Genomic DNA, 25,808 nt, shown 5'->3' on the forward strand with positions numbered 1-25,808 from the left:
ATATGAACTAATATGCAGTAACGTTATTTTGGACGGCAGCGGCGAAGGTGGTCAAACATCGGCAAAGCGGGTTGAACAAAAGGGCGTTACGGTCAGTAAAACATTCTTTGAGCATCAAGCTTTTAATTGAAGAGTTTGATCATGGCTCAGATTGAACGCTGGCGGCAGGCTTAACACATGCAAGTCGAGCGGCAGCGGAAGGAAGCTTGCTTCCTTGCCGGCGAGCGGCGGACGGGTGAGTAAGGTATGGGGATCTGGCCGAAGGCGGGGGATAACCACTGGAAACGGTGGCTAATACCGCATAATCTCTAAGGAGCAAAGTGGGGGACCGTTCTGGCCTCACACCTTCGGATGAACCCATATGAGATTAGCTAGTAGGTGGGGTAATGGCTCACCTAGGCGACGATCTCTAGCTGGTCTGAGAGGATGATCAGCCACACTGGGACTGAGACACGGCCCAGACTCCTACGGGAGGCAGCAGTGGGGAATATTGCACAATGGGCGCAAGCCTGATGCAGCCATGCCGCGTGTATGAAGAAGGCCTTCGGGTTGTAAAGTACTTTCAGTCGTGAGGAAGGTGTTAAGGTTAATAACCTTAGCAATTGACGTTAGCGACAGAAGAAGCACCGGCTAACTCCGTGCCAGCAGCCGCGGTAATACGGAGGGTGCGAGCGTTAGTCGGAATTACTGGGCGTAAAGGGCACGCAGGCGGCTAATTAAGTTGGATGTGAAATCCCCGGGCTTAACCTGGGAATGGCATTCAAGACTGGTTAGCTAGAGTCTTGTAGAGGGGGGTAGAATTCCATGTGTAGCGGTGAAATGCGTAGAGATGTGGAGGAATACCGGTGGCGAAGGCGGCCCCCTGGACAAAGACTGACGCTCATGTGCGAAAGCGTGGGGAGCAAACAGGATTAGATACCCTGGTAGTCCACGCTGTAAACGATGTCGATTTGGAGGTTGTGGTCATGAACTGTGGCCTCCGGAGCTAACGCGTTAAATCGACCGCCTGGGGAGTACGGCCGCAAGGTTAAAACTCAAATGAATTGACGGGGGCCCGCCCAAGCGGTGGAGCATGTGGTTTAATTCGATGCAACGCGAAGAACCTTACCTACTCTTGACATCCAGCGAATCCTTTAGAGATAGAGGAGTGCCTTCGGGAGCGCTGAGACAGGTGCTGCATGGCTGTCGTCAGCTCGTGTTGTGAAATGTTGGGTTAAGTCCCACAACGAGCGCAACCCTTATCCTTTGTTGCCAGCGAATAGTGTCGGGAACTCAAAGGAGACTGCCGGTGATAAACCGGAGGAAGGTGGGGATGACGTCAAGTCATCATGGCCCTTACGAGTAGGGCTACACACGTGCTACAATGGCGTATACAGAGAGAGGCGAGCCAGCGATGGGAAGCGGAACTCAGAAAGTACGTCGAAGTCCGGATTGGAGTCTGCAACTCGACTCCATGAAGTCGGAATCGCTAGTAATCGCGGATCAGCATGTCGCGGTGAATACGTTCCCGGGCCTTGTACACACCGCCCGTCACACCATGGGAGTGGGTTGCAAAAGAAGTAGGTAGCTTAACCTTTTTGGATGGCGCTTACCACTTTGTGATTCATGACTGGGGTGAAGTCGTAACAAGGTAACCGTAGGGGAACCTGCGGTTGGATCACCTCCTTACCTAGATAGATGGAATGTGAGTGTTCACACAGATTGTCTGATGAAATAACGCGTAAAGCCAATTTAAGATTGACTGAAGAGCTTGAAGTCCCCTTCGTCTAGAGGCCTAGGACATCGCCCTTTCACGGCGGTAACAGGGGTTCGAATCCCCTAGGGGACGCCACTTTAGTGATTTAGAAAGGCGGTGCATCACGCTTTTAGTGTTGTGCACTGTTTGTGCTTTACGCAATAATGATTAAACCAATTTAGTGAGTTGGTTTACCAATTATGCTCTTTAACAATCTGGAACAAGCTGAAAATTGAAACACACATTATTGAAAAAATAATGTGGAGAACTCTCAAACTCCAATTTGAAGTGTTATTCAAATAGGCAGACGAGTGGAATGGCGAGCAGGGTGAAATTTGCGGCGTAGGCGCGCAGTCAGCGCAGCGTACATAAGTACGTGAGCATGACGAGCACCGCACAACAAAAAATTTCGCACGGCGCAGCCATGACGCCTGTGTATTATTTGATAAGAGACACCTTCGGGTTGTGAGGTTAAGCGAATGAAGCGTACACGGTGGATGCCTAGGCAGTCAGAGGCGATGAAGGACGTGCTAATCTGCGAAAAGCGTCGGTAAGCTGATATGAAGCGTACTAGCCGGCGATGTCCGAATGGGGAAACCCAGTGCATTAATGCACTATCGTTTGATGAATTCATAGTCAAACGAGGCGAACCGGGGGAACTGAAACATCTCAGTACCCCGAGGAAAAGAAATCAACCGAGATTCCCCCAGTAGCGGCGAGCGAACGGGGAGCAGCCCAGAGTCAACATCAATATTTACCGCAGGAGAAGGGTCTGGAAAGGCCAGCAATAAAGGGTGATAGCCCCGTATCTGAAACGGTAAGTGTTGTGAACTCGAAGAGTAGGGCGGGACACGTGTTATCCTGTCTGAATATGGGGGGACCATCCTCCAAGGCTAAATACTCCTGACTGACCGATAGTGAACCAGTACCGTGAGGGAAAGGCGAAAAGAACCCCGGCGAGGGGAGTGAAATAGAACCTGAAACCGTGTACGTACAAGCAGTGGGAGCACCTGAAAGGGTGTGACTGCGTACCTTTTGTATAATGGGTCAGCGACTTATATTCTGTAGCAAGGTTAACCGCATAGGGGAGCCGTAGGGAAACCGAGTCTTAACTGGGCGTTAAGTTGCAGGGTATAGACCCGAAACCCGGTGATCTAGCCATGGGCAGGTTGAAGGTTGGGTAACACTAACTGGAGGACCGAACCGACTAATGTTGAAAAATTAGCGGATGACTTGTGGCTGGGGGTGAAAGGCCAATCAAACCGGGAGATAGCTGGTTCTCCCCGAAAGCTATTTAGGTAGCGCCTCGTGGATTCATCTTCGGGGGTAGAGCACTGTTTCGGCTAGGGGGTCATCCCGACTTACCAACCCGATGCAAACTACGAATACCGAAGAATGTTATCACGGGAGACACACGGCGGGTGCTAACGTCCGTCGTGAAGAGGGAAACAACCCAGACCGCCAGCTAAGGTCCCGAAGTCATGGTTAAGTGGGAAACGAAGTGGGAAGGCTTAGACAGCCAGGATGTTGGCTTAGAAGCAGCCATCATTTAAAGAAAGCGTAATAGCTCACTGGTCGAGTCGGCCTGCGCGGAAGATGTAACGGGGCTAAACCATGCACCGAAGCTGCGGCAGCGACATTTAGATGTTGTTGGGTAGGGGAGCGTTCTGTAAGCCGTAGAAGGTGCACTGAGAGGTCTGCTGGAGGTATCAGAAGTGCGAATGCTGACATAAGTAACGATAAAGCGGGTGAAAAACCCGCTCGCCGAAAGACCAAGGTTTCCTGTCCAACGTTAATCGGGGCAGGGTAAGTCGACCCCTAAGGCGAGGCTGAAAAGCGTAGTTGATGGGAAACGGGTTAATATTCCCGTACTAAGGGTTACTGCGAAGGGGGGACGGAGAAGGCTAGGCTATCCGGGCGACGGTTGTCCCGGTTTAAGCGAGTAGGTGGGTAGTGTAGGCAAATCCGCACTGCTACAACACTGAGACGTGATGACGAGCCACCAAGGTGGTGAAGTAGTTGATGCCCAGCTTCCAGGAAAAGCCTCTAAGCGATAGGTAATCATTAATCGTACCCCAAACCGACACAGGTGGTTAGGTAGAGAATACTCAGGCGCTTGAGAGAACTCGGGTGAAGGAACTAGGCAAAATGGTGCCGTAACTTCGGGAGAAGGCACGCTGGCATTAGGTGAAGGGTCTAGCATCCGGAGCTGAAGCCAGTCGAAGATACCAGCTGGCTGCAACTGTTTATTAAAAACACAGCACTGTGCAAACACGAAAGTGGACGTATACGGTGTGACGCCTGCCCGGTGCTGGAAGGTTAATTGATGGGGTAAGCCGTAAGGCGAAGCTCTTGATCGAAGCCCCAGTAAACGGCGGCCGTAACTATAACGGTCCTAAGGTAGCGAAATTCCTTGTCGGGTAAGTTCCGACCTGCACGAATGGCGTAATGATGGCCAGGCTGTCTCCACCCGAGACTCAGTGAAATTGAACTCGCTGTGAAGATGCAGTGTACCCGCGGCAAGACGGAAAGACCCCGTGAACCTTTACTATAGCTTGACACTGAACATTGAGCCTTGATGTGTAGGATAGGTGGGAGGCTTTGAAGTGTAGACGCCAGTCTGCATGGAGCCAACGTTGAAATACCACCCTTTAATGTTTGATGTTCTAACTTGGGCCCGTAATCCGGGCTGAGGACAGTGTCTGGTGGGTAGTTTGACTGGGGCGGTCTCCTCCCAAAGCGTAACGGAGGAGCACAAAGGTTGGCTAATCACGGTCGGACATCGTGAGGTTAGTGCAAAGGCATAAGCCAGCTTGACTGCGAGCGTGACGGCGCGAGCAGGTACGAAAGTAGGTCTTAGTGATCCGGTGGTTCTGAATGGAAGGGCCATCGCTCAACGGATAAAAGGTACTCCGGGGATAACAGGCTGATACCGCCCAAGAGTTCATATCGACGGCGGTGTTTGGCACCTCGATGTCGGCTCATCACATCCTGGGGCTGAAGTAGGTCCCAAGGGTATGGCTGTTCGCCATTTAAAGTGGTACGCGAGCTGGGTTTAGAACGTCGTGAGACAGTTCGGTCCCTATCTGTCGTGGGCGAAGGAAGATTGAGGGGGGCTGCTCCTAGTACGAGAGGACCGGAGTGGACGCACCACTGGTGTACAGGTTATCATGCCAATGGCATCGCCTGGTAGCTAAGTTCGGAAGAGATAACCGCTGAAAGCATCTAAGCGGGAAACTTGCCTCAAGATGAGTCTTCCCTGACAGTAATGTCCTATAAGGGGTGTTCGAGACGAGGACGTAGATAGGCTGGGTGTGTAAGCGTAGCGATACGTTGAGCTAACCAGTACTAATGACCCGAGAGGCTTAACCTGACAACACCGAAGGTGTTTTGAGAGAGAGAATTTTAGCTTGTTTTGAGATTGAATCTGGTCGGATTTTACTGAAGGCCGAGGTGTGTTCGCTACTGAGGTAGGTGAGCAGACTGTAAGGCAGCGAAATAAGACGGGATAAATAGAAAAGAATTTGTCTGGCGGTAATAGCGCGGTGGTCCCACCTGACCCCATGCCGAACTCAGAAGTGAAATGCCGTAGCGCCGATGGTAGTGTGGGGTCTCCCCATGTGAGAGTAGGGAGCTGCCAGACTTTAATTTAATACTAATGGGAAACACCGTTAGTGAAATGAATCGGGTGGTGCGGTAGTTCAGTTGGTTAGAATACCGGCCTGTCACGCCGGGGGTCGCGGGTTCGAGCCCCGTCCGCACCGCCACCTATTAGGGGCGTAGTTCAATTGGTAGAGCACCGGTCTCCAAAACCGGGTGTTGGGAGTTCGAGTCTCTCCGCCCCTGCCATTTACGGCTTTATAGATAATATTATTAAATATTAAAAACCCAGTTTAACAGACTGGGTTTTTTTATAAGCCGCCCAAAGCCATTTTAATTTCTAGTTATTAAAATTGATGTATTTCTGTCCTATCATATTATTTTTGGTAAATATTAGATATAAAAAGACCAGGATCGTTTTTGTACTTTTAGCCATAATAGATATTTTTTGTTAATGATAGGTCATGTAACTAAAAGTTTATATTTTACTTATTCATAATTAGTTATTTTTAATAGGTATTTTTGCTAATTTATCAATAAACGTCTCTTTTCCATTATTTTGTAACCAAATAGCATAAATTGGTTTGCTATAGACAACTTTCGATAGTGTTTTTAATTCATGATATTGATTAAGCCAATGAATTGGTAAAACAGAGGCAGATTTTGTTGGGTATAATAGCTCCCGCGCAAGATTAGCCGACGTTGTAAGTAGTGTCGGCGAATTTTCAACTAAAGATGATTTTTCAGTGGTATTGAAATCAGGACTCCATTCGAGTTTGATGTAATTGAATCTCGACAGAGTTAAATTTTTTTTATTTGTCATTAATTGTAATTTTATTTCACCAATAATGGCGCTTTCAAATTCATCCATTTTTGGGGGTTCGATTGCAATAAGTAAATCAAGTTCGCGTGAATGAAGCTGTTTTACTAAAGATTGTCGCGTGGATATTCTGCATTCAAGATGAAGCTCTTTGTGTTTTTGATAGATAAGTTGTATCCAATTTGTTAAGCATCCTTCCCATAGTGATATTGTTGAGCCTATTGAAAATTCTGTGTGTAATGATTGATGAGAAATTTCTTTTTTAGCTTGTAGCCAGGTATTTATTAACGATTCAGCGTAGGGAATCAAACGTTCGCCTGCGGCAGTTAAACGAATATTATTGCGATGACGGGCAAATAAAATAGTACCTAATTGCGTTTCTAATTGACGTATTCGAAAACTTACCGCTGATTGTGTAAGGTATAATGATTCGGCTGCTCGACCAAAATGTCGGGTTTTACTAACTTCTAAAAAAGTTTTTAATAATTCAGTATCCACAGCAAACTCCAAAATTTTTAATCTTAACGATTTAAATGTTTTGTTTTACAGAATGCAATTGCTAACTAATACTCCGCGCCATAATGAGTGTGACATTAGAGAGGTAGGAGTGTGTTAGATGGCAGAAAGCTTTATCACGACTAATCGTTTTTTTGATAATAAAAATTATCCTCGAGGTTTTTCTCGTCATGGTGATTTCACCATTAAAGAAGCTCAGTTGTTAGAATGTTGCGGTCAAGCTTTCAATGAACTTGATTTAGGTAAGCGTCAACCTCAGACAGAAGAAGAAAAACTTTTTGTTGCTATGTGTCGCGGTGAACGCGAACCTGTGACACCAGAAGAAAAAGTATGGTCTAAGTATATGACTCGTATTAGCCGACCTAAGCGTTTTCATACCTTATCTGGAGGTAAACCACAACTGGATCCCTCAGAAGACTACACCGATACTGATGATTAATATCATCATAGTTCTAAAAAAAGGGGTTTTAATACCCCTTAATTATTCAATTTGTTTTTGTAATTGAATAAGTAGCTTATCCATACTGCGATAGCTAATTGCTTCAATAATATCAATTTTTTCAATTTGTTGTTGCTGTTTTAAATCGGCAATGGTTCGTGAGACTTTCAGTATACGATGCCAAGCTCTGATTGAGAGGCCAAGTTTATTTAATGTTGTTTCTAAAAAAAGGGCGTCATTTGGTTTTAGTTTACAAAAAAGTGCGGCTTCTTTGCTATTTAGTTTTGCATTAATTTTACCTGAACGTTCAATTTGTTGCTTTCTTGCCTGTATTACACGTTGTTTTATATCGAAACTGGTTTCATTTGTAGGTGTAGAGTGGCTTAAAGTACCTAGCGGTAACAGAGGTACCTCTATAGAGAGATCAAAACGATCTAAGAATGGTCCAGATATCTTTGCTAAATAACGGAGGATCTGTTTTGGGCTGGCTCGGTTATATATGCCTTTATAGTGGCCCATAGCGCTGGGATTTAAGGCGGCAATAAGTTGAATATTGGCTGGGAAATTAACTTTAGCTTTTGCACGTGAAATTATTATTTCTCCAGACTCTAGCGGTTCCCTAAGTGAGTCGAGCACTTTTCGTTCAAATTCGGCGAGTTCATCAAGGAATAAAATGCCATTATGGGCTAAGGATATTTCTCCCGGTTTGGGTAAGCTTCCTCCACCAATTAATGCTGCCATAGAAGCACTGTGATGAGGTGCTCTAAATGGCCGTGTAAGCCATTTTTCGTTATCAAATGAGATATCACATAAACTTTTTATTGACGCTACCTCTAGCGCTTCTTGATTAGTGAGATCAGGCAGGATAGTAATAAGGCGGTTGGCAAGCATGGTTTTACCTGTGCCTGGTGGGCCAAGTAGTAAAAGGTTATGTCCTCCTGCGGCGGTTATCTCTAATGCGCGCTTGGCATGTTGTTGGCCAATAATATCATTGATATCTGTTATATTAGAGTGCTTATGGTTGGTGATAGGTGTTTCTTGATTGTGAGATAAAGTATTTTGATCATGTAAGAAATGACAAACAGCTAATAGATGTTCACAAAAATAGACACTTTCTGTTGGTAACAAATTTAATTCATTTGTGTTTTCTAGGGAAGTGATCAATTTACGCTGATTTTTTAATGCTGCTTGTGCCGCTGTTATTACCCCTGTTATTCGACGAATTTGACCAGAAAGTGCTAATTCGCCAAGGAATTCGAATTGATTTAATTTTATTGATGTAATTTGTTCCGATGCCGCTAAGATGGCGAGTGCGATAGCTAGATCATAACGTCCGCCTTCTTTTGGCAAATCGGCAGGCGCTAAATTGATAGTTATTCTTTTAGATGGATACTGAAAACCACTATTAATTAAAGCACTTCTAACACGATCACGCGCTTCTTTGACGTCTGTTTCTGGCAACCCTACTAGGGTGAGTCCAGGTAGCCCATTACTAATATGTGCCTCAACTGTTACCCGTGGGGCATTCATACCGATTGAAGCTCTGGTGTAAATAACCGCTAGTGCCATATTTCCTCCCTAAAATGTCATGTCACTATTTTCTTAGTTAGTAAATTAGGTACAACTAGCTTTTGGTGAATATGGGAAGGTTGTTAGAAAAGTAGCCGAAATTTTTACTTTTGTGGTAATTTTTTAGGACAGCGCTGCCATTTTTGATGATGAAAATTGGCCATTAATTGTCTGTATTACAATTTCTGACATTAATTAATAAGCTGTAGTTTATCATTTTATAATCAAATGGCTTTTTGGTTAAATTTTTTGTATTAACTGCATTTAATGGTTTTTTATTTCAATTATTTTCTATTTTTAATGGAATTATTTTATTATTAGGTTTAATTATTGATTTTAATCGTAATTTTTTATTTTTCGATAAAAAAATAAAATAAGTATTGTCAAATAAGTGTCAACGTGTTAACTCTAAATAACTAAATAAATTATCAAGATCAAAGAACGGATATTATGACGAAGGTGTTTGCACTAATAATTAACCTAATTATTGTGAGCGTGGTGGTGATTATCCCACCGTGCGGGGCAGCACTTGGAAGAAGAAAGGCAGAATAACTAGCCAGATTTCACAAGAACCCCGCACCGAAAGGCGCGGGGTTTTTTTTAGCTTTAAATTTTAGTTGTCGGTGAGAGTTTAGAAAAATAAACCAATAAATTAGGTTTCTGGAGTAGAACAATGAATGGAGCACAATGGTTAGTTCAGGGATTAATTACCCAAGGGGTTGAACAGATTTTTGGTTATCCAGGGGGGGCCATTATGCCTGTTTATGACGCTTTGTATGATAGTGATTTAGAACATCTCTTATGTCGCCATGAGTAAGGTGCTGTTATGGCTGCTATTGGTTATGCAAGAGCAACGAATAAACCAGGAGTCTGTATTGCAACATCAGGGCCAGGAGCAACCAATTTAATCACTGGTTTAGCCGATGCATTATTAGATTCAGTGCCTATCGTTGCCATAACAGGACAGGTTGCTTTGGAGCTTATTGGCACAGATGCCTTTCAGGAAGTTGATATTTTAAGTCTTTCTTTAGCTTGTACAAAACACAGTTTCTTAGTGGATTCTGTTGATATGTTGCCACAGGTTATTACTGAGGCTTTCAGTATTGCAACAACGGGTCGTCCAGGCCCAGTTTTAATTGATATTCCCAAAGATATACAGTTGCAGACAACTCATTCGCTGCCTTATTTGATGCCAGTTGAACAAAAACCATTTTATTCTGCTTATCAATTAGCTACTGCATGTGAAATTATGGAGCAAGCGAAACAACCTATTTTGTATGTGGGTGGCGGTGTTGGTATGTCAGGGGCGGTCGCTGAGTTGAGGGATTTTATTGCTATCTCAGGATTACCTACAGTTTCTACATTACACGAGTTTCGCACAAAACTAATTTGGGTACGCTAATAAAACACGGATTTGCTCAGTAATAGCACTTTTGATTACGTCCCAATTTTGTTGATAAAGGGTTATTTTTTCAGATATACGACGTTTATGTTGTTCAAACCACGCAGAAAGTGGCTGACACAGTTTGAACTGCGTGACTTGTTTATGCCACAGACCGAGCGCACGTTTCAGCGATCATGCAAAACTGATCCACTAACGATCATCTAAAACTGATCCACTTGGTATTATTCGTACATTTTTGTACGGGTAATTTATGTTAACCAAGGAGATATTTGTGGATATTCATGTTCGCGTTGCACAAGGACAAAGCCTTCGAAAAATTGCCCGTGAATTGGGCATTTCCCGTAACACCGTAAAACATCATTTACAACAGCAGGGAATGCCAACTTATGCTAAAAGAAGTAAACAACCGAGTAAACTGGCACCCTTTAAACCTTATTTGCTTCAGCGAATTGAATTGGCTAAACCTGATTGGATCCCTGCAACAGTCTTATTTGATGAGGTAGTTGAAAGAGGTTATCAAGGCGGTATTGCTCAATTACGCCGATTTGTTTGTCAATTTAAACCAAGCATCGTTCCCGAAGCTGTCGTCCGTTTTGAAACACAGCCAGGTCAACAAATGCAAATCGACTTCACCACCATCCGGCGAGGAAAACAACCCCTAAAAGCGTTTGTTGCAACGCTCGGCTACTCGCGTGCGAGTTATGTAAAATTCTTTGATAATGAGCGAGCAGAATCCTGGCAACAAGGTTTAAAAGACGCTTTCGACTATTTTGGTGGTGTACCACAGGAAGTATGGTGTGATAACGCAAAAGCTCTCATCATCGAACGGGATGCTTATGCAGAAGGTGAACATAAATTAAATGTCGAAATGCTTCAGATGTCGAAAGATTACGGATTTAAATTGAGTGCTTGTAAGCCCTACAGGGCAAAAACAAAAGGTAAAGTAGAGCGCTTTAACCACTACTTAAAAAACAGCTTTATCGTACCATTAAATACCGACCTTCGTGCTCATAATCTTGAACTGGACATGGAGATAGCCAATGCAAAAGTGGGGCCATGGTTACAACGAGTCGCTCATCAGCGGATTCATGGAACAACGTTAGAGAAGCCAGCAGATAGATTAGCTAAGGAAATTAAGTATCTTCTTCCTTTGCCAACAAGGATTTGCCAATCTATCCCGCAGACTAATGCGCTTAATATCCGTATCGTACCGCCGCTTGAATCTGTCAATTTGCAACACTCAATCAGCGTATATGAAGCATTGCTGGGAGGTGAACATGTTATTGCATGAACAAATTGAACACCTGTGTGAGTCATTGAAATTAAATTCTGTTCCGACTCATTGGTCATCACTTGCCGAACAGTGCATTGCCCAAGACAAAAGCTACGGAGAGTTTTTATTGTCCCTATTAAAATGTGAGCAACAACAACGAGATGAACGAACTCGCCATCTCTTTAGTCGGATGGCAGGATTCCCAACACACAAAGAACTTAGTTCGTTCGATTTTAAGTTTGCAACGGGTGTTCCTAAGCAACAAATACAAGAATTAAGTGCATTAACTTTTATTGAACGTAATGAAAATGTCGTGTTGCTTGGCCCAAGCGGTGTACGCAAAACGCATTTAGCTATTGGATTAGGATTAAAAGCAGTACAGGCCAGGAAGAAAACTCGCTTTACAACAGCGGCTGAACTGATGTTGCAACTCTCAACTGCTAAACGACAAAATAAGCTCAAACAATATCTATCACGTTCGGTAATGGCCCCGAAGTTGTTGATCATAGATGAGATTGGATACCTGCCATTTGGGCGAGAGGAAGCAAACCTATTTTTCAATGTGATTGCCAAGCGTTATGAGCATGGCAGTGTCATATTGACGAGTAACTTATCATTTGGACAATGGCCTGGTGCTTTTGCTGATGACGCAACATTAACCGCCACTATGCTTGATCGTTTACTTCATCATTCGCATGTACTGCAATTGAGCGGTGAAAGCTATCGATTGAAAGATAAGCGGCGATCAGGAGCAATAACCGAGTAAAACAGTGGATCAATTTTGATTGATCGTATTTAGCTAAAAAGTGGATCAGTTTTCGGTGATCGTTGACACACGGTCAGGCGCTGTGAAATCCGTTTCCTTAACAATCACGAGTTTCGCACAGGCCTATAAAATTCTAGAAATGGCTTAAAAGTAATGATTAATCTGCAAGTTACTGAAATGCATAAATTCACTTAATTTACAATAAGTTATATTTAATTTATAAGGTTTTATCTATTTACATATTATGCTGAATTAAACTTAAAAATAGAGCGTTTTTTTATTGGTGCGAAACTCGTGACAATATTTATTATGCCGCCAAACTAGTCGATGAGCACGACCGCAAGGTGTTAATCAGTTACGACATTCACGATGCCAGCAAGGTTATCGTGCGCCGTATGGACGGTACTTACCTCTGTGACGCCCTGTGGGACGGCAATAAACAGCTGGCCTTCCCGGTAACGGCGGAATACCACAACCGGCAGCAACGTATCAAAGGGATGCGTAAGCGGGGTGAGGAGAAAGTGGCGCTTGCTGAGGCAGAAAATACCCTCACGAGTTTCGCACCAATAAAAAAACGCTCTATTTTTAAGTTTAATTCAGCATAATATATAAATAGAAAAAATCTCATAAATTAAAAATAACTTATTGTAATTTAAGTAAATTTATACGTCTTAGCAAGTTACAGATTAATTATTGTTCTGAAGCCATTTCTAGAATTTTATATGCCCGTGCGAAACTCGTGACCCTAACGTTGCCGGGTGAGAAAGTGAATGACCTCGAGTTACCGGTCAATGTTTATCGGCAATTGGGGAATACCGCATTAAAAGCTGAGGTTGAAGAACAGAGCGACCTTGATGCGGAAGCCGCGTTACAACGGGGTTTGGCATTACTGGAAGCCCAGCGGATTGACCCGCTGTTGTAAAAAAGCCATCTGGTCGGCAAACCGATGGCTGATTGAAATACAAAACAACTTTTATCAGGAGGCAAGATGATGACTGAAAACCCAGAGATTATCAAGCAGCTGCAACCGTTAATCGATACAGACCAGGTCACCCAGGCGCAGATTGCCCGCGAAACCGGCCAGTCGAGTGCAGTGATATCCAGCTTTATCAACGGTAGTTATAACGGCAACAATCAGCGGGTCGGGGAACGGTTAACCCGCTGGCTGACGGATTATCAGCAAAAAAAGACCTTGCCCGCGCCGCCGCAGTTTGTGGAGACGGCCACGGTCAAGGAGATATGGGCAGTGTTCCAGTTTGTCCGGCTGGCGCAGTGTATGAATGTGATTGTCGGGGTGCCGGGGGTGGGCAAAACCTTTGCCGCCCGTCAGTACTGCCAGCATGCCAATACCTGGATGGTGACCCTTTCCCCGGCCCACGCCAGTATCACCGAGTGTCTGCTGGAGCTGGCCGAGGCGCTAGGTCTTAGCGACCTGCCCAGAAACAAGGGGACGCTGGCGCGTGCAATTTGGCGGCGGCTGACCGGTACTCACGGGCTGGTGATTGTCGATGAGGCTGACCACCTGGGCATTGACGGGCTGGAGCAGCTGCGCGCCATTCAGGATGCGACCGGGGTCGGCATGGTGCTGATTGGTAACCCGCGCGGCCTGTCGAAATCGGCCCGTTCAACCCAGGGGGCGGATGACTTGGCTCGGCTGTACAGCCGTATCGCCCGCTCCAAGCGCCTGTTAAAGGCCAAAAAAGCGGATGTGGCCGCGATTGCTGCCGCCTGGGGCATTACTGGCGAGAGTGAGCTGACGCTGGTACAGGCCATTGCCCAGAAAGCCGGTGCCTTGCGGGTATTGTCGCACACCCTGCGCCAGGCGTGGCTGATGGCCAGCGGTGATGCACAGGCCCAGCTGGGGGAAAAATACATCAAGGCGGCGTTCAGGGAGGTGTATACCGATACCGACCTGCTGCCGGCCAGGGGGTGAGTATGGGTGGTGTGCTCTTTACCGACAGCGCCGGACGCCAGGTGCTGCTCAATACCCGGCGGGTGGTGTCCGTCTCGCTGGAATCGTCACACAGTCTGCTGGTGTCATTTGGCAATCGGGGCGCTGCGCTCTATGTGTTGCCGGATGCGCAAGAGGTGATGATGCAGTTATGTCATGACATGAACCGTTTACTCAGGAGAGCCAGTGATGAATAACTCTTTACGCCATGAAGTCCTCGCCCTGCGGCGTATGGCCCGCTACGCAAGCTATAACGTTGATGGGACTATCCGGCCCAATATTACCCTGTCACGCGGGGCAACGCCGTACCTCTGGCTGGACCGGTATGAGATGGCGGCGGCGACCTTGCCCCCGGCCCAGCAACAGTATTACCGGTGGCAGGGATTTGATGTAGATAGCTGGGAAGCGCTGCAACTGGGCTGTTATCTCTCTGGCCCAAGCCGGCGTCAGGCGTGGTATGCCGCCTGGCGCACCTTACGGGCATTGTTGTCCGGGCGGTCAGTGCCGTCCGAATCAGGGCCGGCTTTACTGAGCACGCTACTTTTTGAGGCTAGGCTATCAATGAATATGCTGAAAAGGAAAGGTCATCATGATGAACATGTTTGATGCGATGAATAGCGTGCGTTATCAGTTACGCGCGGTCGGCAGCGACATTCTGTCCGCCCGGCGTTATCGGCTGCGCCCGTTTATAAAAATTATCCCGCCGGCGGGTCAGCCGACGGCGTCCGATGCGGTGACGACCATTACCTTGTATTACCAGGGCCAGCGGCGTCAGGTCTATGCCAAACCGTTATCAGGCTGTCTGGTCTATTGGGACGCGCAGGACTAAATGCGCCGCCGTTATCCACTCTTTTAGCGAGGAAACACGAAATATGCATTATCACCCTGAAAAATCTCCCCTAACACCCCCTGACGGCTATCGCATTAATGCGTTAGGGCATATGGTGCCGGTCAGTCATATCAAGCCGATTGACCTGTTACGCGATGAATTGATTGACAGCCTGTTTACCGAGGCGCGGCAGCTTCGGCATCAACTGGCCGAATTTAAATTGCGCGCCCTGCAACGTATTCGGGATTTTGTCGATTTATCCGCCGCCGAATATGGCGTCAATTACGGGGCCGCTAAAGGCAATGCCACCCTGACCAGCTTTGACGGGCGGTATCGTCTTGTTCGGGCGGTGGGCGAACACCGTATTTTTGATGAACGTATCCAGGCGGCGAAAGAAAAAATCGCGGCCTGCATTACCAAATGGTCAGATGGCGCGGATGCCAAATTAATCGCCATCGTGAAGCGTTCCTTTAAGGTCAATAAACAGGGACAGATTGATATTAATGAAGTGCTGGCGCTACGGGATTTAGATATTGACGATGAAGAATGGCAAGAGGCGATGCGCGCGGTCAGCGATTCGATTAAGGTCAGCGGCAGCAGTACCTATCTGCGTTTTTATCAGCGGGAAGCGGACAAAGCCTATAAACAACTGTCGCTCGATATCTCCAAACTGTAATGCCTTTTTTAATCGATGGCTTTAAATCTGGCGCGCACGTCAGGGCATCGGGCGCGCCGGATTCAGCCGAGGACATATTGATGTTAGTGAATGAAAATTTAATTTATGACGCCGCCCTGGCGCGTTGGGGGCATGACCGACAGATGTTAAAAACCATTGAGCTCTGCGGGGCACTGGCCGGCGCGCTGTGCCGTTTTCTTTCGCAGGGTCAGAATATGCGACAAGTCTGTCAAACCGTGGCGGACATGGAAATCATGCTCGCCCAGCTTCGCTTGAACGGTCTGGCGGCGATGATTGACGATGAAAAAGTGCGCAAGCTGGACGCCTTGTCGCAACGCCTATTGACCCAACCACCAGCGACGATAAACACGGGAGATAAGGCATGAACCGGGCTACTTTAATCAAACTTATCCATGTGGCCCGTCGGGAGTTACAACTGGACGAAGAGACCTACCGCGCGGTGCTGATGAAGGTGTGCGCCGATAAAACCAGTTGCCGGGAAATGACGGTACCCGAGCTGGTCAGGGTGTTACATGCCTTTCAGCAAAAAGGCTTTACCGTGCGTTCAAAGCCGGTTTTACGGGGAGTTAAACCCGCTTCACCGGTCGCAAAAATCCTTGCCATCTGGCAGACCATGCACCTCCAGGGCTTTGTGCAGTCGGGCGATGAGGCAGCACTGAATGCCTGGATAACGCGTACAACGGCCAAGGAGAACGGTGGCCTGGGGGTGGCACAGCTGGCCTGGCTCAATCAGGATAACGCCCTGGCCGTCAAGGTGCTTGAAAGTCTCAAGCGCTGGCATCGGCGCTGCATGCTGGCGACACTCCCACCGGGTACGCCGACTGAAAGTTATCCGCGCGTTTGTCAGCGTTATGAGGCCGAGACCCGTGTATCGTCATAACGTCGTTAACGGGTTATCGTCACCGTGGGCAGAAGGGGCGTCTCGCTTTAGGGTTATGGGATAATATATTGTATAATAACATTATTACTCAACTTACCTGATGAGGTAGACGATGAAGACACACCAAGCGGATTTACTCGCCGATGATACCCAGCTGCATGCGTTAATTGACCGAATAGACACGGTGGATGAGGAAACCTTACAGCCTCAGTGGCCACAATTACTCGCCGCGTTGGTGGATGTGATGGATAATGAACTGCAACGCCAGGGATTTACCGCCCCCCAATCTCGCCCTCTGGCGCGTAAAATGGCGGCGGCCCTGGCCGCTTATGCGGGTGAGCGTAACTATTATTTGCCTAAAGGCGACAGTCTGCTTACGGCGTTACGCGACGATGAAATTTTCCACCGCTGGCAGCAGGGCACACCGATTGAAACGCTACGCAAGGAATACCGGCTCGGACAGATACAGATTTATAAAGTGATTGCCACCCAGCGCCAGCGCTATGTCAAGCGTACCCAACCCGCCCTGTTTGCCGAGCTGCAACGCGTTGGCGAAGACGGCAAGGCGATCACCCGTATTGTCGCCTGTCGCCGCCAGCCTCCTTTCGGCCACTGAGCAGGCGTTTGAGCGCGAACGCGCGCCGGATACCGGGGCGGCCTGGGCACCCTTGAGCGATCCGTATCGCCGCTGGCGTGAGCGGCACGGTTACAGCCCGATCACGGTGTTGACCCGCGAGGGCGATATGGCGCGCTCGGTGAGCATCGACTGGGGCGATAGCTGGGCGCGTATCGGGGCCAATGCGCCGCAGGCGGCCATCCATCAGTGGGGCGGCAAACTGGGGATGCGTCCGGGGCCGGCAGCCATCCCGGCCCGTCCGTTTATGGGACTGGATCCGACCGGTGAGCGGGATATTCTCGACGCCCTGGCGCAACGTCTGTCTAACGCCCTACACCCATAAGCGCCTGTGCGCCCCACCACGTGATGATGACGGAGACGGTGTACACCTTGGCATCAAAAAAATCTTTTGAACGCGCCCCGGCGTTTTTGAAGGGGTTTTGAACGGGGTTATGCAGGCGGGCGCCCGCCGTTGTCAGTGCCCATTGAAATCTGCCCCCCTGCCAACGTAAAACTGGCCCTCTCTTTAGATTGTTAATTTAGCGTAATCCCACCGTCCGCACTCAGGCTGCCACACTGCCGGCATGACGACAAAACCCCCTGTTCCCAAGATAGCCTATGCGGTGCTTAACGCCGCGACGCTCTCGCCCTTTGATCATGACGGCTGGTGTCAGGTGATGCCCGCCGGCCATGTCCGGGCGCGTGATGGTCGCCCCGAGACGCCCGCCGAGGGCTGGCTGATTAACGAAGCCGCGTTTAACCGCATGGTGGCGCGAGTGGTAGCGCTCAATCAGCCTGTCAAAATCGATTATAACCACCAGACGCTGTTTAAACCGGAAGCGGCCCCGGCAGCCGGCTTTGTTCCGGCGACCCCGGCGCGTTTTCGCTGGGACGACAACACCGGGGTCTGGGTCAAGCCGGAGTGGAACCCGCCGGCGCTTGAGCACCTGAAAAACAATGAATTTCCCTATTTTTCGCTGGTGATGGGCTATGACGCGCGCAGCGGCGAACCCCTTGAGCTAAGAATGTTAGCCATTACCGGCGATCCGGGTCTGACGGGCCTGCGCCCGGTGGCCGCTCTGAGCGCCGAAGATATCTACCAGGCGTTAACTGTTCCCCCCTTCCTCCCCTAAGGAGCCTGCAATGAATCCATCGTTAAACGCGCTGCTGGCCGCGCTGGGCCTGACGGTGCCGGCGGGCGGCGAGCTGACCGATGAGGTCGCCACCGCCGCCCTGTCTGCCGTGACCACGCTAAAAAGCCAGGCGGACAAGGCTACCGCGCTGGAAACCACTATGGCGGCCCTGTCCGCTGACCTGAACGCCCTGAAAACCCAGGCACCGACGGTGGCCGTGGATTTACGCCGCTATGTCCCGGTCGAGACCTATAACGCGGTGCGTGAGCAGGTGGTGTCACTGTCCGCCGACCTGGGAAAAACCACCCTGGCGCAGACGCTGGACCAGGCCGAGCAGGACGGGCGGATATTGAAATCCGAGCGCGCCTACCTGGAAACACTCGGCGACCAGATTGGCGTGGCGGCGTTGTCGGCGCAACTGGCGACGCGCCAGCCGATAGCCGCCCAGACCGAAACCCTGATGCTGCCGCCCCAACACCGTGAAAAAACCGCCACCGTCGCCCTGTCGGCGGAAGAGTTACAGGCCGCGCGCGTGCTGGGGATGACCCCGGCGGCGTTCCAGAAAATCAAGACCGAGGACGCACTATAATGCCAACCCCCATTACCCCGTCGCAAATCACTGCCCTGATGACCGGCTTTCGCAAAGAGTTTCAGAACGGGCTGGCGATGGCCCCGTCTCACTATCAGCAGGTGGCGACCAGCGTGCCCTCGACGTCAAAATCCAATACCTACGGCTGGCTGCGGCAGTTTCCCGCGTTCCGTGAGTGGGTCGGTGCACGCAGTATCCAGCAGATGAAAGTCTATGGTTACACCATCAACAACAAGACCTATGAAGGTACGGTGGCCATTACCCGCGATGATTTCGAGGATGACAATCTGGGCGTGTATACCCCGCTGTTTCAGGAAATGGGGCGCGCTGCCGCCGCACAACCGGACGAACTGGTGTTTACCGCCTTGCGCGACGGCAATAAAACCGACTGCTACGACGGTAAACCTTTTTTTGATAGCGAGCATCCGGTCTATCCCAAGGTCGACGGCACCGGCACCGCCAAAAAGGTCGCCAACCAGTTGATTGAAAAAACCGGCACCGGGGCAACAGAAAAAGACTACGAGGGGGCGGTATGGTATCTGCTGGACTGCTCACGGGCGCTTAAACCGCTGATTTTCCAGAACCGCCGCCCGCCGGAGTTACTCGCCCTGACCAAGGTCGATGAGGGGCGCGCGTTTACCGATAACGAATTTGTCTTTGGTGCCTCCGCCCGGCGCAATGTGGGCTACGGCTTCTGGCAGATGGCTTACCGCATGCAGGCGTCACTGACGCTGGATAACCTCTGGAAAGGCTGGAGCGCCATGCGCGGCTTTAGTGCCGATGGCGGTCGCAAGCTGGGTATTCGCCCGACCCATCTGGTGGTGCCGGTGGAGCTGGAAAAAACCGCCACCCAGTTACTGGAGCGGGAATTACTGGCCGAGGGCAGCACCACGGTCTCTAACGAAATGAAAGGCAAGCTGACACTGTTGGTGGCAGATGCGCTCTAAACGCCCTTTAAACCGGGTTTTAACGGTCATTAACGGAGAGTCAGTGGATGTATGCCAGTGAGCAGGATTTACGCGCCCGCTATAGCGCCCCGTTGATAGAAAAACTGGTCGACGGGCGCGGCGATGAGGCGGCAGCCCGGCAGAAAGTGGACCAGGCGCTCAGCGATGCCAGCGCCCTGATGGACAGCTTTATCGCGGCCCGTTACGCCCTGCCGCTCTCGGTGGTGCCGTCGGTGCTGAAACAGCATGCCTGTACGATGGCGTTTTACTACCTGAATGACGAGCGGGCCACTGAGCAAACCCGCCAGCGTTACCAGGATGCGCTGCGCTGGCTGGAGGCGGTGAAAAACGGCGAGCTGCCGCTCGGGGTGGATAGCGATAACCAGGCCCCCGACAGTGCCGATTTGCCGCAGATGCAGGCCGACGCGTCGGTACTCGGGCGCCAGCAGAAAGGGTTTATCTGATGATTGTCTCCACCGAAAACGCCTTGCTGGCGCGGCTACATGATGTGTTTGGCAAGACGTTGCGCGAGATCACCACCCATCCCGGCGACTGGAGCGAGGCGGGGCTGCGTGATGTGCTACTTACACCGCCCTCGGTATATCTGGTGTGGCTGGGAGCGCAGGCGGGTCAAGTGAAAGGGGTGATTGACAGTCGCTTTGTTTTTTACGTGGTGGCCGAGGTTATCAACGGTGCCGAGGGAGACCGCCCCGGCCTCTACCAGATAGTGGCGCGCCTGATAGCGGACTTATCGGGTTTTTGTCCCGCAAACGCTGGGCCGATGCGCTTTGAAGAGGGGCGCAACCTGTACACGGAGGAACAGGGGAATTGCGGCGTGGTGCTGTATGGCATCTACTTTACCTGTGAGGAGCCGGTGCCAGCGTTGATGCAGGACGATGGCGTGGATGCGTACCTGCGCCATTATCAGACCTTTACCCAGGCGGACGGCAGTCTGCCGTTCGCCGCCCATATTACCCTGCGCAGGGGACACACTGACGATGAATGACACCGATAACGCTTTGATGCGCTTCCCTAACCCGCATGACTTACCGATGATTTTTGGGGTGCCGGCCCCGGAGCGTGCGGTGCGTGAACCGAATTCCCTGCGGATGTTACCGGATACGGGGGCCTGCGTGCCGCGCAATGCTTTCTGGCTACGCCGGCTGCGTTTCAAGGATGTGCTGGAAATCCCGCCCCCATCCAAACCGGCGGCCACCCGGCAAAAGTCAGCCCCTGCCGCCTTGAGTAAACAGGAGTCGCCTTCATGACCATAAGCTTTAATGAAATCAGCGCCGGGGTTCGCCTACCGCTGACGCATATTGAGATTGATAATTCGCAGGCCGTCACCGGTAACCCGACCACGCTGACCCAGGTGCTGATGTTGGGTCAGGCCGCCATCAAGGACGGCAAGGTCGACGGCAGCGGCGCAGTAGACACGCCGGTCCGCATCACCCGCGCCGATCATGCCGCGACACTCTGGGGCCAGGGATCGATGCTGGCGGCGATGGTGAGGGAATTTTTAACCGATAACCCGGATGCGGTGTTAACCGTGATGGCGCAGGGTAACGGGGCGGGCAAGGCCGATGCCGGCAGCCTGACCTTATCGGGCACAGCACAACAGGCCGGGGTACTGAATGTCTATCTCGGGGGCGTGCGGGTGCGCGTGACGGTGGAGAAAGGCCAGCAGGGTAAGGCGGTCGGCGATGCGCTGGCCCTGGCGATTAATGCCCTGCCGTCGCTGCCGGTGACCGCTGTGTCTGCCGCGCCGGGGGGTGAAAATGTCACTGCCGATCAAACGGTGGTGACCCTGACGGCACGGTTTATTTCCGACTATTCGGCGCAGGATATCCGCCTGAATTATTACGATGGCGAGATAACGCCGCCCGGGCTGGCAGTGACACTTGCCGCGCCCGCTGCACGGGCGACGAACCCTGATTTGGCCAACAGTATTGCCGCGCTGGGGGATACCCAGTATCACCATATTGTCATGCCCTGGCTCGATGCGGCCAATCTGAAATTATTGAGTGAAGCGCTGCGCGATCGCTGGGGACCGACCAAAATGTCTGACGGCATCGCCTGGGCGGCCCATACCGGCAGTCTGGGGGAAATCACCCAGTTCGGTAAGACGCGCAATGATTTTCTGCTGACCTGTAGCGGCATTCAGCGCGCCCCCGAGCCGGCCTATCTGTGGGCGGCCACCCTGTGTGCCATTGGCGCAAAACATTTAAGTCTTGATCCGGCGCGCCCGCTGCAAAGCCTGCGCCTGCCGCGACGGCTGGTGCCGGCATTGTCTGACCGGCTGCGCCCCAATGAGCGTAACCAGCTGCTGTATGACGGCATCGCTACCGTGACCGTGGGGGCCGACGATGGGGTGCAGATTGAGCGGCAGATAACCACCTATCGTACCAACGCCTATGGCGATCCCGATCCGTCTTACCTCGATGTGAATACCGTGGCGACGCTGTCTTATCTGCGCTATTCCACCCGGGTACGCATCACCCAGCGCTTTCCGCGCCATAAGCTGGCCGATGACGGTACGCCGGTGGCACCGGGGCAGGCGATGGTGACGCCGGCCATTATCCGCACCCAGTTACTGGCGCTGGCGATAGAGTGGCTGGAGGCGGGGCTGATTGAGAACTTCGAGCGCTTCCGCGACAGCCTGATTGTCGAGCGCAACAACAATGACCGTAACCGGGTAGACGTTCAGTGCACGCCGGATATTGTTAATCAATTTCGCATTTTCGCGGAACAAATTCAGTTCATTTTGTAAGGGGGTACGATGGCATTTGGCAAATACCAATACCAGGGCAAGGCCATTGTCCGGGTTAACGGGCAGGAATACCCGACCCTGACGGGGGCCACCTTTACCCCGTCCGGGGAAAAACGCGAGGAAGTGACCGGCGCACGGGTTTATGGCTATAAGTCGACGCCCCGTGCCGCCACGCTGGAGTTTGCCGCCGATTCCGGCGAAACGCACATGATGACCAACGCCTGGAGCAACGGGGAAGAATCCCTGACGGACGCGGGCGAAATCTCCGCCAAATTTACCGCCATTCGCAGCCAGCGCGTGGCGTAAGGAGCAAGCATGACCCACAGCATGGAAACCCTGGCGGCGGCCCACGAGGTTGACGGGGTGTCGCCGGATATCGCCAGTGTCGCCGACGAACTGGCGCGCGGGCAACTGACCCTGGTTGACGGTCTGGTTACCGGCAGCGGTGATGATGAACAGCGCCATACGGACGTCACCCTGCGGCCATTAACCGGCAAGGACATTATTGATGCCGAATTGGCCGCCGAGCGGGTGGTGCAGACGGCTAACGGCTCAGAGTTAGTGCGTTCGCCAGCGATGGTGGAGTTTGAGCTGCTGCGCCGCCAGGTCGCCCGGCTGGGCAACCTCAACGGCCCATTGTCGCTGCTGCAACTGAAAAGCCTGTCGGCGCGGGATATTGAACGCCTTATCATCGCCCAGCGTCTGGGCGGCAGCGCGCTGGCCGGCCAGCTGGCGGCTGATGCGGGGCGACTGGATGCAGTGTCGGGAAAAAATTGAGGAAGCGGCGCTGATGCTCGCAACCGTTACCAAATCGGGCATGGACTGGGCGCTTTCCCTGCCGTTAATCCGGCTCTACCGGCACTGCCAGCAAGCCACCCATTTATTACAGCGTGAGTAACCGATGGCAGAAAAAAAAGTCAAAGCCGCCGTCATTGTTGACCTGCTGGGCACCCTGCCCCGGCAGGCGCGGCTGTTCGGTCAAAGTCTGGTCGGCATGGGGCGGCAAGGCGGCGCATCCCTGCACGGTCTCGGTCTGCGGGCGAATAGCCTGGGAAGTCAGCTTGACCGGCTGGGCCATCAGGGCCAGCGCACCTTTAGCGGTCTGCGCCTGGGGCTGGCGTCGGTGTCATCCGGTTTTGACCATCTGGAGACGCGCGCCAAGGCGGCCTATGGCGGCGTAGCACGCCTTTACGGGCTGCTGGCCGGGGGCGCGGCACTGGTTGGCCTGAAAAAAGCCTTTATCGACCCGGCGGCGGCAATGGAAAACTACACCATTCGCCTGAACGCGCAGAATAACAAGAACAAGGGACAGACCGACGACGATATTCAGTGGGCGACGAAAAACGCCAAAGACACCACCTGGGGCTTGCAGGGCGTCATTCAGGAGTACACGACCAGCCGTGAATTTGGCATGAACCGAGAGCAGGCGAGGCTTTTTGTCGCCATGCTGGAAGACCAGGGCGCGCGGCACGGCTGGACGCTGCCGGAAGCGCAAGGTGCCTCCCTTCAGCTTAAGCAGATGTTTTCCCGCAAAAGCATTCAGGCGCAGGATGCGAACCTGTTAACCGGCTATGGCGTTGATGTTTACAGCATCCTTGGCCGGGCGCTGGGAAAAACACGTCCTGAAATGCAGGCTCGCGGGGAAAAAGGCTTGCTGGGGCCTGAGTCTATTCGCTTGCTGTTTCAGGCGATGCGGGCAGAGACCAAAGGGGCGCAGAAAGACGCGATGAACTCGTGGACGGGACTCACTTCCCAGCTGGGTGATGTCTGGCAGCAGTTCGCCGTCAAGGTAATGAATCAAGGGCCGTTTAAACGGCTTAAAACCGAGTTAAAAGACTTTCTGGATGTTGCCGGCGAGGCGCAGGAAAGCGGTTTGCAGGACCAATGGGCCAACCGGCTCGCCAGCCGTTTTAACGGGGTATTCGACAGTGCCCGACGGGGCATCACGCTGTTTAAAAATGGCCTGAGCCGGGTCAATGCTGAATTGATGGCGCTACGCCAGGCCGGTTACGGCGACACCCTCGACACTATCGGCAAATATGCCGCTAACACCGCCAAAGCCATGCTGGCGATTTACGTCGCCTCGAAACTGGCGCGTGTCGGGATGGCGATAGCCCGTCCCGCCTGGGGGCTGGCCAGTGCGCCGGTGAGCGTGTTTGTCACCAACTGGCCGGCGGGCGGCGTCGGGGGTGGCAGTGAGACTTATGTCGATGGCAGCGGACGCACCCGCCGTAAAGGCTCGCGCCTGCGTCCGGGCCGTCCAGCGCTCTCGGTGCCGCGCTCCCGTTTGGGGCGGGCGGCCTCCGCCGTCTCAGGCTTCTTTGGCGGCCTGGTCAATCGCACTGGCGCACGGTTAAGCCGACTACCGGGCGTGAGCACGGTCGGGCGCTGGCTGTCCGGTGTGGGCGGCGGGTTGCGCGATATGGGGCAGCGCGCGCGTGGCCTGCTGGGTGGGGCAACGACGCGGCTATCCGGTTTCACCGGCTGGCTGGGACGGTCTGCGGGGGCACTCGGGCGCGGCGCAATGCGCCTCGGCGGCCCGGCGCTGACGGCGTTGTCGCTGGCCCCGACGCTGCTGGACAAGAATGCCAGCGCCGAGGATAAAGGTGGCGCAGTGGGGTCGGCAACCGGGGCAACGGTGGACGGCCTCGTCGGGGCCATCGGTGGCCCGATTGGGGCGGTGGCCGGCTCGATGCTCGGTAGTGTGCTCGGCGAAAAACTTGGCGGCTGGCTGGGCGATATCTACGCCCGGTGGGACAAGCAGGACGAGCAACAGGCGATGCCGCCGGCAGTGAAAGCCCAGGCGGACATGCGTATCGCGCTGGCCCCGGGCCTGGTGCTGCAAAACAGCGCCGTCACCGACAGCAACGCCTTTGGCTTACAGCTCGATGTGTATAACGGCGATAATTATCATATTTATTGAGGTGCGCAGATGAAAAGTACCGGTCAGGGCCGCTTTCGCGGCGTGCCTTTCTGGGTTTACAAAGAGCAGCGCAGTCGCGGCGGTCGCCGGGTGGTGCGGCGTGAGTACCCGCTGCGCGAACACGGTGGGGCAGACGATTTAGGAAAAAAAGTGCCTGAGCACACCTTCACCCTGTCACTGACCGGCGATGATGTGCAGGTGCAGCGGGTACGGCTGACACAGGCGCTGAATGCGCCGGGACCGGGCGAGCTGTTGCACCCTGACTGGGGTACGCTGTCGGTGCTGGTTGAACATTTTGAAAGCCGCTACAGCGTCGATAACCAGCGTCTGGTGTAGTTTACCGTCACGGT

General features: G+C 51.7%; 26 protein-coding genes, 3 tRNA genes, 3 rRNA genes and 4 pseudogenes. 33 read left to right on the forward strand and 3 right to left on the reverse strand.

Features of this window, described 5'->3' with window-relative positions:
• Positions 1-123: 123 nt before the first annotated feature.
• The 6 genes from V3224_RS15000 (at position 124) to V3224_RS15025 (ending at position 5,584) form a co-directional block, all read left to right on the forward strand.
• Positions 124-1,668, forward strand: a 16S ribosomal RNA gene (locus V3224_RS15000).
• An 87-nt stretch (positions 1,669-1,755) separates the two neighbouring features.
• Positions 1,756-1,831, forward strand: a tRNA-Glu gene (locus tag V3224_RS15005).
• Between the two features lie 373 nt (positions 1,832-2,204).
• Positions 2,205-5,108: ribosomal RNA gene (locus V3224_RS15010) — 23S ribosomal RNA — on the forward strand.
• Positions 5,109-5,262: 154 nt separating this feature from the next.
• Positions 5,263-5,378: ribosomal RNA gene (gene rrf, locus V3224_RS15015) — 5S ribosomal RNA — on the forward strand.
• The 16S, 23S and 5S rRNA genes sit together here with 3 tRNA genes alongside, the layout of an rRNA operon.
• Before the next feature lie 47 nt (positions 5,379-5,425).
• A tRNA-Asp gene (locus V3224_RS15020) sits at positions 5,426-5,502 on the forward strand.
• Between the two features lie 6 nt (positions 5,503-5,508).
• Positions 5,509-5,584: transfer RNA gene (locus V3224_RS15025), tRNA-Trp, on the forward strand.
• 250 nt (positions 5,585-5,834) lie between these two features.
• Here the strand turns inward: V3224_RS15025 and hdfR are convergent.
• Positions 5,835-6,653 carry an HTH-type transcriptional regulator HdfR gene (gene hdfR, locus V3224_RS15030; protein ID WP_334471453.1) on the reverse strand — a complete coding sequence of 273 codons (819 nt, stop codon included), beginning with the start codon at positions 6,651-6,653 and terminating at the stop codon, positions 5,835-5,837.
• 118 nt (positions 6,654-6,771) lie between these two features.
• On the opposite strand from hdfR, the gene V3224_RS15035 reads away from it, so the two are divergent.
• Positions 6,772-7,110 carry a DUF413 domain-containing protein gene (locus V3224_RS15035; RefSeq protein WP_032114311.1) on the forward strand — a complete coding sequence of 113 codons (339 nt, stop codon included), beginning with the start codon at positions 6,772-6,774 and terminating at the stop codon, positions 7,108-7,110.
• Positions 7,111-7,152: 42 nt separating this feature from the next.
• Here V3224_RS15035 and V3224_RS15040 read toward each other — a convergent pair whose 3' ends face one another.
• Positions 7,153-8,679: a YifB family Mg chelatase-like AAA ATPase gene (locus V3224_RS15040; protein ID WP_334471456.1), complete on the reverse strand. Its 1,527-nt coding sequence runs from the start codon at positions 8,677-8,679 to the stop codon at positions 7,153-7,155.
• A 450-nt stretch (positions 8,680-9,129) separates the two neighbouring features.
• Here V3224_RS15040 and V3224_RS15045 point away from each other — a divergent pair, with 450 nt between their 5' ends.
• Together V3224_RS15045 and V3224_RS15050 are read left to right on the forward strand one after the other, a co-directional pair.
• Positions 9,130-9,231: an IlvGEDA operon leader peptide gene (locus tag V3224_RS15045; RefSeq protein WP_129109149.1), complete on the forward strand. Its 102-nt coding sequence runs from the start codon at positions 9,130-9,132 to the stop codon at positions 9,229-9,231.
• 121 nt (positions 9,232-9,352) lie between these two features.
• Positions 9,353-10,045 (forward strand): annotated as a pseudogene (locus V3224_RS15050) (thiamine pyrophosphate-binding protein); the annotation flags it as partial.
• An 18-nt stretch (positions 10,046-10,063) separates the two neighbouring features.
• Here V3224_RS15050 and V3224_RS30055 read toward each other — a convergent pair.
• Positions 10,064-10,192 (reverse strand): annotated as a pseudogene (locus V3224_RS30055) (IS701 family transposase); the annotation flags it as partial.
• A 142-nt stretch (positions 10,193-10,334) separates the two neighbouring features.
• Here V3224_RS30055 and istA point away from each other — a divergent pair.
• The 24 genes and pseudogenes from istA to V3224_RS15175 all read left to right on the forward strand — a co-directional run bounded on the left by istA (position 10,335) and on the right by V3224_RS15175 (position 25,794).
• Positions 10,335-11,375, forward strand: a complete 1,041-nt coding sequence (gene istA, locus V3224_RS15055) for an IS21 family transposase (protein WP_334471459.1) — start codon at positions 10,335-10,337, stop codon at positions 11,373-11,375.
• On the forward strand, positions 11,362-12,123 hold the full coding sequence (gene istB / locus V3224_RS15060) for an IS21-like element helper ATPase IstB (protein WP_334471460.1): 762 nt from the start codon (positions 11,362-11,364) through the stop codon (positions 12,121-12,123). Before istA ends, istB begins: the two co-directional genes overlap by 14 nt.
• A 284-nt stretch (positions 12,124-12,407) precedes the next feature.
• Positions 12,408-12,728 (forward strand): annotated as a pseudogene (locus V3224_RS15065) (Mu transposase C-terminal domain-containing protein); the annotation flags it as partial.
• A 134-nt stretch (positions 12,729-12,862) separates the two neighbouring features.
• Entirely contained in the window at positions 12,863-13,045 is a 183-nt protein-coding gene (locus V3224_RS15070; protein WP_334471461.1) for a hypothetical protein, read from the forward strand.
• Between the two features lie 69 nt (positions 13,046-13,114).
• A complete protein-coding gene (locus V3224_RS15075) occupies positions 13,115-14,056 on the forward strand; it encodes an AAA family ATPase (RefSeq protein WP_334472041.1) in 942 nt (313 codons plus the stop codon).
• Positions 14,057-14,058: 2 nt separating this feature from the next.
• Positions 14,059-14,271 (forward strand): hypothetical protein, encoded by a 213-nt coding sequence (locus V3224_RS15080; RefSeq protein ID WP_334471463.1) that lies wholly within the window; start codon positions 14,059-14,061, stop codon positions 14,269-14,271.
• Positions 14,264-14,680, forward strand: coding sequence for a hypothetical protein (locus tag V3224_RS15085; protein WP_334471465.1), 417 nt, complete (start codon positions 14,264-14,266; stop codon positions 14,678-14,680). Before V3224_RS15080 ends, V3224_RS15085 begins: the two co-directional genes overlap by 8 nt.
• Positions 14,664-14,903 carry a hypothetical protein gene (locus tag V3224_RS15090; protein WP_334471466.1) on the forward strand — a complete coding sequence of 80 codons (240 nt, stop codon included), beginning with the start codon at positions 14,664-14,666 and terminating at the stop codon, positions 14,901-14,903. The genes V3224_RS15085 and V3224_RS15090 overlap by 17 nt, the downstream gene beginning before the upstream one ends.
• Positions 14,904-14,946: 43 nt before the next feature.
• Complete coding sequence (locus V3224_RS15095) at positions 14,947-15,579, forward strand: DUF3164 family protein (protein ID WP_334472042.1); 633 nt, start codon at positions 14,947-14,949, stop codon at positions 15,577-15,579.
• 80 nt (positions 15,580-15,659) lie between these two features.
• Complete coding sequence (locus tag V3224_RS15100; RefSeq protein WP_334471468.1) at positions 15,660-15,965, forward strand: hypothetical protein; 306 nt, start codon at positions 15,660-15,662, stop codon at positions 15,963-15,965.
• Complete coding sequence (locus tag V3224_RS15105; protein ID WP_334471470.1) at positions 15,962-16,480, forward strand: gp16 family protein; 519 nt, start codon at positions 15,962-15,964, stop codon at positions 16,478-16,480. Before V3224_RS15100 ends, V3224_RS15105 begins: the two co-directional genes overlap by 4 nt.
• Positions 16,481-16,592: 112 nt before the next feature.
• Entirely contained in the window at positions 16,593-17,096 is a 504-nt protein-coding gene (locus V3224_RS15110) for a Mor transcription activator family protein (protein ID WP_334471472.1), read from the forward strand.
• Complete coding sequence (locus V3224_RS15115) at positions 16,984-17,439, forward strand: phage virion morphogenesis protein (RefSeq protein WP_334471474.1); 456 nt, start codon at positions 16,984-16,986, stop codon at positions 17,437-17,439. The genes V3224_RS15110 and V3224_RS15115 overlap by 113 nt, the downstream gene beginning before the upstream one ends.
• 241 nt (positions 17,440-17,680) lie before the next feature.
• Positions 17,681-18,818 (forward strand): annotated as a pseudogene (locus V3224_RS30060) (phage protease).
• Positions 18,818-19,765, forward strand: coding sequence for a Mu-like prophage major head subunit gpT family protein (locus tag V3224_RS15130; protein ID WP_334471479.1), 948 nt, complete (start codon positions 18,818-18,820; stop codon positions 19,763-19,765). The pseudogene V3224_RS30060 and the gene V3224_RS15130 overlap by 1 nt, the downstream one beginning before the upstream one ends.
• Before the next feature lie 47 nt (positions 19,766-19,812).
• Positions 19,813-20,229, forward strand: coding sequence for a gp436 family protein (locus V3224_RS15135; protein ID WP_334470951.1), 417 nt, complete (start codon positions 19,813-19,815; stop codon positions 20,227-20,229).
• Positions 20,229-20,771: a phage protein Gp37 gene (locus tag V3224_RS15140; RefSeq protein WP_334471481.1), complete on the forward strand. Its 543-nt coding sequence runs from the start codon at positions 20,229-20,231 to the stop codon at positions 20,769-20,771. Before V3224_RS15135 ends, V3224_RS15140 begins: the two co-directional genes overlap by 1 nt.
• Positions 20,764-21,033 (forward strand): DUF2635 domain-containing protein, encoded by a 270-nt coding sequence (locus V3224_RS15145; protein ID WP_334471483.1) that lies wholly within the window; start codon positions 20,764-20,766, stop codon positions 21,031-21,033. The genes V3224_RS15140 and V3224_RS15145 overlap by 8 nt, the downstream gene beginning before the upstream one ends.
• On the forward strand, positions 21,030-22,535 hold the full coding sequence (locus tag V3224_RS15150; RefSeq protein WP_334471485.1) for a phage tail sheath subtilisin-like domain-containing protein: 1,506 nt from the start codon (positions 21,030-21,032) through the stop codon (positions 22,533-22,535). The genes V3224_RS15145 and V3224_RS15150 overlap by 4 nt, the downstream gene beginning before the upstream one ends.
• Before the next feature lie 9 nt (positions 22,536-22,544).
• Positions 22,545-22,841 carry a phage tail tube protein gene (locus tag V3224_RS15155; RefSeq protein WP_334471487.1) on the forward strand — a complete coding sequence of 99 codons (297 nt, stop codon included), beginning with the start codon at positions 22,545-22,547 and terminating at the stop codon, positions 22,839-22,841.
• 9 nt (positions 22,842-22,850) lie between these two features.
• On the forward strand, positions 22,851-23,312 hold the full coding sequence (locus V3224_RS15160) for a hypothetical protein (protein WP_334471488.1): 462 nt from the start codon (positions 22,851-22,853) through the stop codon (positions 23,310-23,312).
• Positions 23,290-23,433: a hypothetical protein gene (locus V3224_RS15165; RefSeq protein WP_334467923.1), complete on the forward strand. Its 144-nt coding sequence runs from the start codon at positions 23,290-23,292 to the stop codon at positions 23,431-23,433. The genes V3224_RS15160 and V3224_RS15165 overlap by 23 nt, the downstream gene beginning before the upstream one ends.
• A gap of 3 nt (positions 23,434-23,436) precedes the next feature.
• The gene (locus V3224_RS15170) at positions 23,437-25,458 is read left to right on the forward strand and encodes a tape measure protein (RefSeq protein ID WP_334471490.1); all 2,022 of its coding nucleotides are present in this window, start codon (positions 23,437-23,439) and stop codon (positions 25,456-25,458) included.
• Positions 25,459-25,467: 9 nt separating this feature from the next.
• Complete coding sequence (locus V3224_RS15175) at positions 25,468-25,794, forward strand: DNA circularization N-terminal domain-containing protein (protein WP_334471492.1); 327 nt, start codon at positions 25,468-25,470, stop codon at positions 25,792-25,794.
• Positions 25,795-25,808 lie beyond the last annotated feature (14 nt).

It is taken from the genome of Arsenophonus sp. PmNCSU2021_1 (assembly GCF_036919435.1).
GTDB classification, from domain to species: domain Bacteria; phylum Pseudomonadota; class Gammaproteobacteria; order Enterobacterales; family Enterobacteriaceae; genus Arsenophonus; species Arsenophonus nilaparvatae.